The sequence below is a fragment of the Pseudomonas sp. MF6747 genome (assembly GCF_963890955.1).
GTDB lineage: Bacteria > Pseudomonadota > Gammaproteobacteria > Pseudomonadales > Pseudomonadaceae > Aquipseudomonas.
In genome coordinates this window covers 113330-125023 of record NZ_CAWPSZ010000012.1, presented here as the reverse complement: position 1 = coordinate 125023, position 11694 = coordinate 113330, and the positions used below count along the sequence as shown (strand labels likewise).

The following is an 11694-nucleotide window of genomic DNA, read 5'->3' as shown; positions in this document are numbered from 1 at the left end:
GCCAAGTGATGGGGCCGCCGGCTAAAGGCCACCCCACCGGCCCCAGGCTCTGGGGCCAAAACGAAAAAACGCCGCCACCGGGCTCGCGAGGGCAAACCGGATGTGCGACGTCTTTGTCGTGGAAGGGGCAACCGCCGTTGGTTACCTGTGGTGAATGCTTAGCAAGAGCTGCGCCAGATCAGCCGAGCAACTCGCTCATGGCGATAATCTGCTCCGCCACCTGGATCAGTTTCTGTTGGCGGCTCATGGCTTGGCGGCGCATCAGGGTGTAGGCCTCTTCTTCGTTGCAGTGCTTCATTTTCATCAGCATGCCTTTGGCCAGCTCGATGCGTTTACGCTCGGCCAGTTGCTGGTCGCGCGCCTGGAGCTGGGCGCGCAAGGCCTGATCGCTTTCAAAACGGGCCATGGCCACGTCCAGGATCGGCTGCAGGCGCTGGGCCTGAATGCCTTCGACGATATAAGCGCTGACCCCGGATTTGATGGCCTGGCGCATCACGTTCGGGTCGTGCTCGTCGGTAAACATCACGATCGGCCGGGGCTGATCGCGGCTGACCAGTACCACCTGCTCCATTACATCTCGGCCAGGTGACTCGGTATCGATCAGGATCACGTCCGGGCGCACCGTTTCGACGCGCGCGGGCAGGTCGATGGTCAGGCCGGACTCATCGATCACCTCGAACCCGGCTTCGATCAATGCGGCCTTGAGGCGCCCGACCTTGCGCGGCGTATCGTTGATCAACAGGATGCGTAACATAAAGGTCGTCCTGTCAGCGCTGCGCCTGGTGGCTGGAGTGGTCTGCCATGGCGTGCAGTCGAAAGCTGCGCGCGTAGGCGGCGGGGTCGGAGCCGTCCCAGATTTTGCCGTCGATCAGTTGGCTGCTGCGCATGTCCGCTGCGTTTGCATTGACGCCGACGGCGGCAGCGGCCTGACGGTATAAAGCCAGTTGCTGCACGTGGCGGGCCACGCCCAGGTAGTCCGGATCTTCGCGCAGCAAGCCCCAGCGCCGAAACTGGGTCATGAACCACATGCCGTCGCAAAGGTACGGCAGGTTCACCTCGCCATCGCCGAAAAACCGCAGGGCATGTGGGTCTTGCCACTGGTGGCCGAGGCCGTCGTCATAAGCACCCAGCAGGCGTGGCTCGATGCAGTCGAGCGGCGCATCGAGGTAGTCGCGAGCACTGAGTAATTGTGCGGTGGAGCGGCGGTTTTCCTGGCTTTGCTCGATAAAGCGGCTTGCCTCGAGAATCGCCATCACCAGGATGCGCGCAGTGTTCGGATATTGATCGACAAACGCCTGGGTGCAACCTAGAACCTTTTCCGGATGATTCGGCCAGATGGCCTGGGTGGTCGCCAGGGTGAACCCCTGGTTTTGCTTGACCGCGCTGGCACACCAGGGCTCGCCGACACAGAACCCGTCGATGCGCCCGGCTTGCAGGTGCGCGACCATCTGCGGCGGCGGTACCACCACGCTGTCGACGTCGTGCAACGGATGAATGCCTTGGCTCGCCAGCCAGTAATACAGCCACATGGCGTGAGTGCCTGTGGGAAATGTCTGTGCAAAGGTCAGTTTTGTGCGGCTTTGGTGCACGTGGCGGTCCAGTGCCTCAGGAGTGATCACGCCTTGCTGTTGCAGGCCGTGGGACAGGTTGATGCTCTGCCCGTTCTGGTTGAGCCCCATCAGAACGGCCATGTCGGTCGGCGCTACGCCACCGATGCCCAGGTGCACGGCATAGATCAGCCCATAGAGGCTATGGGCGGCATCCAGTTCGCCGCTGACCAGTTTGTCGCGCAGGTTGGCCCAGGACGATTGGCGCTTGAGGTTCAGCGTCAGGCCGTAGGGTTGCGCGAAACCCTGGGTGGCGGCGACCACCAGCGAGGCGCAATCGGTCAGCGCCATGAAGCCCAGGTCGAGGCTGCTCTTTTCCGGGGCGTCACTGCCGTTTACCCAGGCCAGCGAATGGTTCACCGGGTTGTTGCCGACCGAATCGTTCATCAACACTCACCTTTGCTCAAAAAAAAGCGTCGTAACCCTTGAGGGTTGCGCGGGTGGCAGCGCAAGCCATTGCAGGGAAACGACGCCATTGTCCGTAAGCCTGCTCCGACGTTGGTGCAGGCTTTGATACAGAGCCCGTAGCAAGGCACATGCCACGGAGATCCAGGCGCAGTCCGCCGTCAGCTTTCCATCAAGATTGAAACTCAGCCGCCTTCCAGTATGGCCGCCTCTTTGCGCCAGGCGGCGAGGAACATCCACGGTGTCTATCAATTCCCCAACCATCAGCCGTTACCGCAGGTTATGCCGTTGGCTGGTGTGCGGTGCATTGCTGTTGGCAAACGCGTGCGCCCTGGGGGATAGCTATCAGGCGCGGGATGAAAGCCTGCATACCTTTTTTACCGCGCTGTCGGTGCCCTTGGGCTTGCCTGTCGTTGTCAGCCGCGAGGTGGCGCGTAAAACCATCACCGGCCAATTCGACCTGGGGGCGGCGCAGCACACGCTGGAAACTGTCGCCGAGCAGCAAGGCCTGATCTGGTATAGCGACGGGCAGGTGCTGTACCTGTACGACGCCGGTGAAGCAAAAAGCTCGGCAGTAGCGCTGCGGCATATCTCGGTCGACAGGTTGCGCGGGTTCATGCGCCGTTCCGGGCTCGATGAATCGCGTTTTCCCCTGAGGGAAAGCGGCGGGCGAATGTTCTATGTGTCCGGGCCACCTAACTATGTCGACCAGGTATTGCACCTGACTCAACTGATGGACAAGCAGCGCACTGAGGTACGCGTCGGCGCACAAACCTTCGGCGTGGTGCAGGTGTTCAACACCCACGTGGCGGATCGCACGTATTCGATGGGCGACGACCAGGTCAACGTTCCGGGTATGGCCTCAATGATCGAAGCCGTGCTGGCCAGCGAGCAAAAGAACGACACGCAACGCCCCCCGGGTTTACTGGCCGACAAGAGCCTGGTGGTGATGGCCTATCCGGATTCAAACAGCCTGTTGATCAAGGGCAAACCTGCCCAGGTGAAGGTGCTCGAGGAACTGGTGGCGGAGCTCGACAAGCCCAAGCGGCCGATTGAGGTGTCGCTGTGGCAAGTGGATGTGGAGCGCAGTGAATTCGCCAAGATGGGCGCAGCCTGGGCTCAGGAAACCGATACCGGGGCTTTCGTGACGCGCGTACTGGAACCTTTGGAAGACAACCGCTTGATGGCACAGCTCGGTGTGCTGGAGCGCCGGCGCAAGGCCAGGGTCGTCGCCTTTCCCATCATCCTTACCCAGGAAAACGTGCCTGCGGTTTTCCAGGATAACCATACGTTTTACCTGCCACGGCCTGGCGACGATAAGGGTGATTGGCAGCCCGTGCGTTATGGCGTTGAAGCCAGTGTGCTCCCGCGCTTTGCCGGAGCGCATCAGATCGAGATGCTGGTGAACCTCGAGGATGGCCGTCAGATGGACAGCCAATTCAAGCCAGGCTCGGCAGGGGCGGTGGGGCGAATGGCCGTCAGCTCTGTGGTGCGTGTACCTCAAGGCAGACGCTTGTGGCTGGGTGGTTTCCACCGTGAGGGCGAGGCGCCCCGCCATGGTCGACGCGCGCAGGTACGGCTCTTTGTGATCCAGGCGCGGGCGGTCGGCAGTGAGCCGCGGATGTTGGCCGGCGCTGTCGGCCCGCCGCCGCTGACCCCTAGCCAATATGAGCGCGTACAGCGTGCGTTTGTGCGCGAAAGCCGTGAAGTCCTTGAGTGACATAACCCGTTGGTCAGAGCCCTGAAACGCTTGTGGGCGGCGACTGCGAAAAGTCCTACGTGGCGCCCGCCGAAAGCCTCGATTACATGGGCTTTTTCCTAACGTTGTTCGCGGCTCAGGTTTTTATAGTCGTGATGTTGGCGTATCGGCCGTTTCTGGAAACAAGGAATTCAATGTCAGTAGTCGGGTGCAGAGGTGTGCATGACCCTCGTGAATGATGGGCTGACGGCTGCCTGGGTGTTTGCCGGGTGGACCTTGCAGGGCGATGGCCGATTGATCGGCGAAGGCGCGGATATTCAGTTGCCGCCCAAGGAGTGGCACGTGCTGCGGCTGCTGTTGGCGTCTGACGGAGCATTGATGACCAAGGATCGTCTGCTTGAGTTGGTCTGGCCCCGAGGGGAGGTGGCAGAGGAATCGCTGACGCGCTGTATCTACGCATTGCGCAAGCAGCTTAAGAAGGACAAGGGCTTTATCAAAACAATTTACGGCAGGGGGTATCGCTTTACCTGTGCCGTGAAAGCCGAGCAGCGCGCAATTCTCCAGACGGGGCCAGGGCGCGTGCAACGCATCTGCTCGGCTTGTGGGCAGGTGACACATGATTAGTCGATTGGGCAAAGCGTTGGTGTTTAGCCTGTTGATGGGCAGCCATCAGGCCTGGGCCGATTGCTGGGAAGAGGTGGCTAGCCGCTATGACCTCGAACCTGAGCTTTTACAGGCCATCGCCGCCGTGGAATCGGGTTACCGTGCGCACGCCGTGAACGCGCTCAACAGCGATGGCTCTCGGGATATTGGCCTGATGCAGATCAACAGCATGCACTTGCCTCGCCTGGCCAAGCAGGGCATTACCGAAGAGAGGTTGTTGAGTGAGCCCTGTTTGTCGGTCGAGGTGGGCGCTTCGATTCTTGCCGGGTTTGTCCAGCGTTTCGGTTACAACTGGACAGCCGTGGGCTCCTACAACGCCGGCGCAGCACCTGAGCGTGAAGCGTTGCGTTTGCGTTACGCAGAAAAAATATGGGCGCGGTATGAGGCGTTGGTGGCACAACGTCATTGACGATTGGACGGCGCACCTCGCACCTGGCGCGCCACCCCGGCTATAATCGGCGCCACCTTTCGCCGCCATCCGAGTCTAGCCCGCCCATGTATACCCTGGCCCGCCAGCTGTTGTTCAAACTCTCTCCGGAAACCTCCCACGATCTGTCCCTGGACCTGATCGGTGCCGGTGGTCGTCTGGGGCTCAATGGCCTGGTATGCAAGGCACCGGCAAAAATGCCGGTATCGGTGATGGGACTCGACTTCCCCAACCCGGTCGGGCTGGCTGCCGGCCTCGACAAGAACGGCGCGGCCATCGACGGGTTTGCGCAACTGGGTTTCGGTTTTGTCGAAATTGGCACCGTGACGCCACGCCCGCAACCGGGCAACCCAAAACCCCGGATCTTCCGCCTGCCGGAAGCCGAGGCGATCATCAATCGCATGGGCTTTAACAACCTGGGCGTCGATCATCTGCTGTCACGGGTTCAAGCCGCGAAATACAAGGGCATCCTCGGCATCAATATCGGCAAGAACTTCGACACGCCCGTAGAGCGCGCCGTCGATGATTACCTGATTTGCCTGGACAAGGTCTACGCCCACGCCAGCTACGTCACCGTCAACGTCAGCTCGCCGAATACGCCGGGTCTGCGTAGCCTGCAGTTCGGTGATTCGCTCAAGCAACTGCTCGAAGCCTTGCGTCAGCGCCAGGAAGACCTGGCCGTACGTCATGGCAAACGTGTGCCGTTGGCCATCAAGATTGCGCCGGACATGAGCGATGAAGAAACCGTGCTGGTCGCTCAGGCGCTGGTGGATTCGGGCATGGATGCGGTGATCGCCACCAACACCACCCTCAGCCGTGTGGGTGTCGAAGGGCTGGCGCATGGTGATGAAGCGGGTGGGCTGTCGGGCGCACCAGTGCGCGACAAAAGCACTCACATCGTCAAGGTGCTGGCGGCTGAGTTGGCCGGGCGCTTGCCGATCATCGCCGTGGGCGGCATCACCGAAGGCAAGCACGCGGCCGAGAAAATCGCCGCCGGTGCAAGCCTGGTGCAGTTGTATTCCGGTTTTATCTATAAGGGGCCTTCGCTGATTCGCGAGTCGGTGGATGCGATTGCGGCTTTGCCAAAAAGGTAGGCCCGGCTTGTTGGCGATGGCAGGCCAAAAGTACACCTGTGAGTGTGTAGGCCATGTCGCCGTCGGAGCAATAAAAAGGGCTCCCTAAAGGAGCCCCTGGGCCGAAGCCCGCCGCCCTGATGGGGCGTGCGTGGTTAAGTCGTTACATATTCAAGGTGGTGTGTCGGATTAAGTGCCCTGTGTTAGCCGACGGCGTGAAGTTCGTTGAGTCTGTGGATTCCCGCAGTGCCAGTCATACCGTCCCAGTTGTCGCCGCGTCCTTCTCGCCAGCCATTGATCCAGGCTTGGCGTACCGACGGTAGAGTAAATGGGCAAAGCTCACGGGATTTGCCATGAACGCCATATTGATATCCGCGTAAAAATGCTCTTTCCAACGGATCACGCTTAAGTCTTCTCATAGGGTGTTTCCCTCACTTGTTGACTGTCTTGATATCCTTCGGCCTCGTCTGAGGCCGGGCAGAGTTTTTCTGCCGTTGGTGGGCTCGCTGCCGGCGTGGCGAGCCAACGTGTCGGCGTCGTTACGGCGCCAACCTGTGTTGAGTTCTAACCAATAGGTCACATGGATTCAATGATCGTTTTGTCATAAGCACGTAACGATAACGATGCTATAGCCATAAGCTGGGATGGCTTTTCGCCCCTTTTATTGGGCAAAGCCAGCTATGATGTGCCCTGCATAGAGGATGGGTTTAATCCTTTAGTGAGAATGTCCGCCCGTTGCAGTCGTTTATTATTCGACGAAGGGTCGGAATATTTCTTTTTGTTGCAATCAATTATTTCTCTGCCCCGGAAATTCTGGCCCAAAGGCCCGGCAGCCGGGGTGGGACGGCACATTCGTGCCACGCGAGCACTCTTCGAGAAAAGTGCTTGATTAAAAACCGAGCCGGCGATGCGTCGCCTGTTCATTTATTGCTGAAAAGCCTGGAATGCCCCATGTCGGACCGTTTTGAACTCTTCCTCACTTGCCCCAAGGGCCTCGAAGGCCTGCTGATCGAGGAAGCCGTCGGGCTTGGCCTTGAGGACGCACGCGAGCACACCTCGGCCGTGCGCGGCATGGCCGACATGGAAACCGCCTACCGCTTGTGCCTCTGGTCGCGCCTGGCCAACCGCGTGTTGCTGGTGCTCAAGCGCTTCCCGATGAAGGACGCTGAAGACCTTTACCATGGCGTGCTGGACATCGAATGGGCCGACCACATGGTCCCGGATGGCACCCTGGCGGTGGAATTCAGCGGCCACGGTTCGGGCATCGACAACACTCACTTCGGCGCGCTGAAGGTCAAGGATGCGATTGTCGACAAACTGCGCACCCCGACCGGCGAACGCCCCTCCATCGACAAGATCAACCCGGACCTGCGTATTCATCTGCGTCTGGACCGCGGCGAAGCGATCCTTTCGCTCGACCTGTCGGGCCACAGCCTGCACCAGCGCGGTTACCGCCTGCAGCAGGGCGCGGCACCGTTGAAGGAAAACCTGGCGGCGGCGATTTTGATTCGCGCCGGCTGGCCGCGCATTGCGGCCGAAGGCGGCGCGCTGACGGACCCGATGTGTGGCGTGGGTACCTTCCTGGTCGAAGGCGCGATGATCGCCGCCGACATGGCCCCCAACCTCAATCGCGAACTGTGGGGCTTCACCACGTGGCTCGGCCACGTTCCGGCGCTGTGGAAGAAGCTGCACACCGAAGCGACCGAGCGGGCTGCCATCGGCATGAACAAGCCGCCGTTGTGGGTGCGAGGCTATGAAGCCGACCCACGCTTGATTCAACCTGCGCGCAATAACATCGAGCGCGCCGGCTTGAGCCACTGGATCAAGGTGTACCAGGGCGAAGTCGGCACTTTCGAGCCGCGCCCGGACCAGAACCAGAAAGGCCTGGTGATCTGCAACCCGCCGTACGGCGAGCGTTTGGGTGACGAAGCCAGTCTGTTGTATCTCTACCAGAACCTCGGCGAGCGTCTGCGTCAGGCCTGCATGGGTTGGGAAGCGGCGGTGTTCACCGGCGCGCCGGACCTGGGCAAGCGCATGGGCATCCGCAGCCACAAACAGTATTCGTTCTGGAACGGCGCCTTGCCGTGCAAACTGCTGCTGATCAAGGTCAACCCGGACCAGTTCGTCACTGGCGAGCGCCGCACCCCGGAGCAGCGTCAGGCCGAACGTGAGCAAGCTGCTTACGATCAGGCCCCGACCGAGCCGGTCGAACGCCAGTACAACAAGAACGGTAACCCGATCAAGCCAGCCCCGGCCCCGGTAGTTGAGCAGGCGCGCCTGAGCGAAGGCGGGCAAATGTTCGCCAACCGCCTGCAGAAAAACCTCAAGCAGCTGGGCAAGTGGGCCAAGCGCGAAGGCGTGGATTGCTACCGTGTGTACGACGCCGATATGCCGGAATACTCCATGGCCATCGACCTCTACCACGACTGGGTGCACGTGCAGGAATACGCCGCGCCGAAATCCATCGACCCGGAAAAAGCTTCCGCACGGATGTTTGACGCCCTGGCCGCGATTCCCCAGGCGCTGAACGTCGACAAGAGCCGCGTGGTGGTCAAGCGCCGCGAGCGTCAAAGCGGCACCAAGCAGTACGAGCGCCAGAGTGCCCAGGGCAAGTTTACCGAGGTCAACGAAGGCGGCGTGAAGCTGCTGGTCAACCTCACCGATTACCTGGACACCGGCCTGTTCCTCGACCACCGCCCGATGCGCATGCGCATCCAGAAGGAGGCGGCCGGCAAGCGCTTCCTCAACCTGTATTGCTACACCGCTACCGCCAGTGTGCACGCGGCCAAGGGTGGCGCGCGCAGCACCACCAGCGTTGACTTGTCCAAGACCTACCTGGACTGGGCACGTCGCAACTTCTCGCTCAACGGTTTCTCCGACAAGAACCGTCTGGAGCAGGGCGACGTGATGGCGTGGCTGGAAGCCAGCCGCGATGAGTTCGACTTGATCTTCATTGATCCGCCGACCTTCTCCAACTCCAAGCGCATGGAAGGCATCTTCGACGTGCAACGTGACCACGTGCAGTTGCTCGACCTGGCCATGGCGCGTCTGGCACCGGGCGGCGTGTTGTACTTCTCGAACAACTTCCGCAAGTTTGTGCTCGAGGACAACCTCAGCGAACGCTATGCGGTCGAGGAAATCAGCGACAAGACCCTCGACCCGGATTTTGCACGTAACGCGAAGATTCACCGGGCGTGGAAAATCACCGCGCGCTGATTGCTGCACACAGTTGGAACAAAAAAGCCGCAAGCCTGGCGTATTCCGGGCTTGCGGCTTTTTTGCGCTGGTCAAACAGTGGCCTCATGGCTATAACTTAAGCCCTAGCCAAAGTGACAGCCCCGCACGCTGGCGTTGTGAGTGTTGCCTATGCCGATGCATGCCGTACGCCCAAAAATCCTAGGCTTTATCAGTGAGCAGGCGTCGGCTTGGCTGGTGGCATTGGTGGTGTTATTGGCAGGTTGCGCGCTGACGGTGATTGTTGCCTGGGCCGCTGCCGATCTCTATCAGCAACAGGTTCGCCAGCGTTTTCAGCTGCTGGTCAATGAACGCTACAGCCGCCTGCAGGAGCGCTTCGAAGACCAGGAGCAACGCCTGGCCAGCCTGCAGCGCTTCTTCGTCAACTCAAATGATGTGTCCCGCGCCGAGTTCGATGGGTTTGCTCAACCCTTGCTGTTGCGCGCCCGCGCCTATGCCTGGGCACCGCGGATTTTTCGCGATCAGCGCAAGCCGTTTGAACAGGAGATCTCGCGCCAGCGCGGCACGCCCTTTGCCATCCGTGAACTGAATTCGTCAGGGGAGTTGGCGCCTGCCGCCGAGCGCGATGAATACGTGCCGGTGTTGTATAGCCAAACCCAAAGCCTGCTGGGCTCGCCGCTCGGTTTCGACCTGTTGGCCCAGCCGCTTCGCCGCTCGGTTCTTGAGCGTGCGCAAAAAAGCGGTGCGCCCGCGGTATCCCAGCCGATGCAATTGGTGGGTGTGGAGCCGGCCTATGCGGCCGGGGTTTTGCTGGTGGCGCCGGTGAGCAAGCTGGCTGAGGCCGAGCCCAGCGGCTTTGTGATGGCGGTGATCAGCATGCGACAGCTGGTGGCCGACGGTTTGCCCAAGCCGAACCGCGACAACCTGGTGATGCAGATCGTCGATACCTCCGACACCCAGCAGCGCGTGCTGTATGCCTCCAGCAATGCGGTGGGCGCCAGCGACCTCAGCGCCGCGCGCCGTCTGACCCTGGGCGACCATGTGTATGCCCTCACGTTGCGTGCCAGCCAGGTCTTCGATCAGGCCAACCATTCCTCGATGAGCACCATCCTGACCATGGGCGGTTTGCTCAGCCTGCTGCTCAGTGCCTTGTTGTATGTGGTGGTCAGCCAACGCCAGCGCGCGCTGAAACTGGTGGAGCAGCGCACCGTGCAGTTGCGCCTGCGTGAACAGGAATTGCGCGGTGCGCACGGGCAATTGCGCAGCGTGCTGAATGCGGCCACCCAAGTCGCGATCATCGCCACTGACCTGCGCGGGGTGATCAACACGTTCAATGCCGGGGCCGAGCAAATGCTGGGGTACACATCCGACCAGGTGCTGGGGCGCATGACCCTGGAAAGCCTGCACCTGGCCGCTGAACTCGAGGCGCGCGCCACCCGTTTGAGCGCGGCCATGGGCAAGCGCATCCCGCCAAGCCAGGCGATGCTGGTGGAGAGCCCGGACCACCTGCACCAGGCGCGCGAGTGGACCCTGTTACGCGAAAATGGCAGCCCCTTGACGGTGAACATGCTCGGCACCGTATTGCTGGATGACCATGGCCTGTGGATCGGGCATCTGGCGATTTACCTGGATGTCACCGAGCAGAAACGCGCCTACGAGGCGTTGGCGGCGCGCGATCGTTTGCTGAAAAAACTCAGTGCCCATGTGCCCGGCGGGATCTTCCAGTTCACCCTGGAGCCCAAGGGCAACGGGCGTTTCATCTATGCCAGCGATGGCATGCGCGACATTTATGAAATCGAAACCGGCGTGTTGCACCAGGACGCGGGCAAGGTCTTCGAACGCATTCATCCCCAGGACGTCGAGCGGGTCCGCCTGTCGATACGCTTGTCGGCGTTGCAGCTGAGCCATTGGCGTGAAGAGTACCGCGTGCTGTTGCCACAACGCGGGCTGCGCTGGATTCGCGGCGAAGCCACGCCTGAAGAACTGCCGGGCGGCGGTACGCTGTGGCATGGCTACGTGTCGGATATTTCCGACCTCAAGCGGGTAGAGGAAGAGCTGCGCGCGCTGTCCATCACCGATTCGCTGACGGGCATTCATAACCGGCGTTATTTCCAGGATCGCCTCAAGGCCGAGATGCTCAGGCTCAACCGCGCCTGTGGGGCGCTGTCGTTGATCATGCTGGATATCGACCACTTCAAGCGCATCAACGACCAGTACGGTCACGCGGTAGGCGATGGGGTTTTGCAGGAGGTGTGCAAGCGCATCAGTCAGCGCCTGCGGCGCACGGATGTTTTTTGCCGACTGGGCGGCGAAGAGTTCGTGGTGCTGTGCCCGCACACTGATTGCGAGCAAGCGTACAGCCTGGCGATGGCGTTGTGGCAGTCGTTGCGCAGTGCGCCGATGGACACGGTGGGCATCGTGACTGCCAGCTTCGGTGTGGCCAGCTGGCGGATCGACGAAGGCATTGATGGGCTGCTGCTGCGGGCGGACTCGGCGGTGTATGTGGCCAAGCAGGCGGGCAGGGACCGGGTGGAGGCCGAGCGACTTAGGGCTTGATTGACAGGTTTTTCCAGACGTTGCGCATTCATGTGGGAGCGGGCTTGCCTGCGATTGCAGCGTGTCAGT

General features: G+C 61.0%; 9 protein-coding genes. 6 read left to right on the top strand and 3 right to left on the bottom strand.

Annotated elements, in window-relative coordinates:
* Nucleotides 1-178 precede the first annotated feature (178 nt).
* Nucleotides 179-754 carry an ANTAR domain-containing response regulator gene (locus tag AACW30_RS13275; RefSeq protein WP_083357333.1) on the bottom strand — a complete coding sequence of 192 codons (576 nt, stop codon included), beginning with the start codon at nt 752-754 and terminating at the stop codon, nt 179-181.
* Nucleotides 755-767: 13 nt separating this feature from the next.
* Nucleotides 768-1994 carry a CmpA/NrtA family ABC transporter substrate-binding protein gene (locus tag AACW30_RS13270; RefSeq protein ID WP_106576310.1) on the bottom strand — a complete coding sequence of 409 codons (1227 nt, stop codon included), beginning with the start codon at nt 1992-1994 and terminating at the stop codon, nt 768-770.
* A gap of 259 nt (nt 1995-2253) precedes the next feature.
* Here AACW30_RS13270 and sctC point away from each other — a divergent pair, with 259 nt between their 5' ends.
* From sctC to AACW30_RS13250, 4 genes are all read left to right on the top strand, one after another.
* Nucleotides 2254-3732, top strand: a complete 1479-nt coding sequence (gene sctC / locus AACW30_RS13265; RefSeq protein ID WP_200622798.1) for a type III secretion system outer membrane ring subunit SctC — start codon at nt 2254-2256, stop codon at nt 3730-3732.
* 201 nt (nt 3733-3933) lie between these two features.
* Nucleotides 3934-4335, top strand: a complete 402-nt coding sequence (locus AACW30_RS13260; RefSeq protein WP_106576312.1) for a winged helix-turn-helix domain-containing protein — start codon at nt 3934-3936, stop codon at nt 4333-4335.
* Entirely contained in the window at nt 4328-4783 is a 456-nt protein-coding gene (locus AACW30_RS13255) for a transglycosylase SLT domain-containing protein (protein ID WP_179609528.1), read from the top strand. The genes AACW30_RS13260 and AACW30_RS13255 overlap by 8 nt, the downstream gene beginning before the upstream one ends.
* An 86-nt stretch (nt 4784-4869) precedes the next feature.
* Complete coding sequence (locus tag AACW30_RS13250) at nt 4870-5895, top strand: quinone-dependent dihydroorotate dehydrogenase (protein ID WP_106576314.1); 1026 nt, start codon at nt 4870-4872, stop codon at nt 5893-5895.
* Between the two features lie 182 nt (nt 5896-6077).
* On the opposite strand, the gene rmf is transcribed toward AACW30_RS13250, so the two are convergent.
* Entirely contained in the window at nt 6078-6293 is a 216-nt protein-coding gene (rmf, locus tag AACW30_RS13245) for a ribosome modulation factor (RefSeq protein WP_002553055.1), read from the bottom strand.
* A gap of 532 nt (nt 6294-6825) precedes the next feature.
* Between rmf and rlmKL the strand changes: the two genes are divergently transcribed.
* Complete coding sequence (gene rlmKL / locus AACW30_RS13240) at nt 6826-9090, top strand: bifunctional 23S rRNA (guanine(2069)-N(7))-methyltransferase RlmK/23S rRNA (guanine(2445)-N(2))-methyltransferase RlmL (RefSeq protein WP_200622792.1); 2265 nt, start codon at nt 6826-6828, stop codon at nt 9088-9090.
* Nucleotides 9091-9240: 150 nt separating this feature from the next.
* Entirely contained in the window at nt 9241-11625 is a 2385-nt protein-coding gene (locus tag AACW30_RS13235; RefSeq protein WP_200622789.1) for a sensor domain-containing diguanylate cyclase, read from the top strand.
* Nucleotides 11626-11694: the final 69 nt, after the last annotated feature.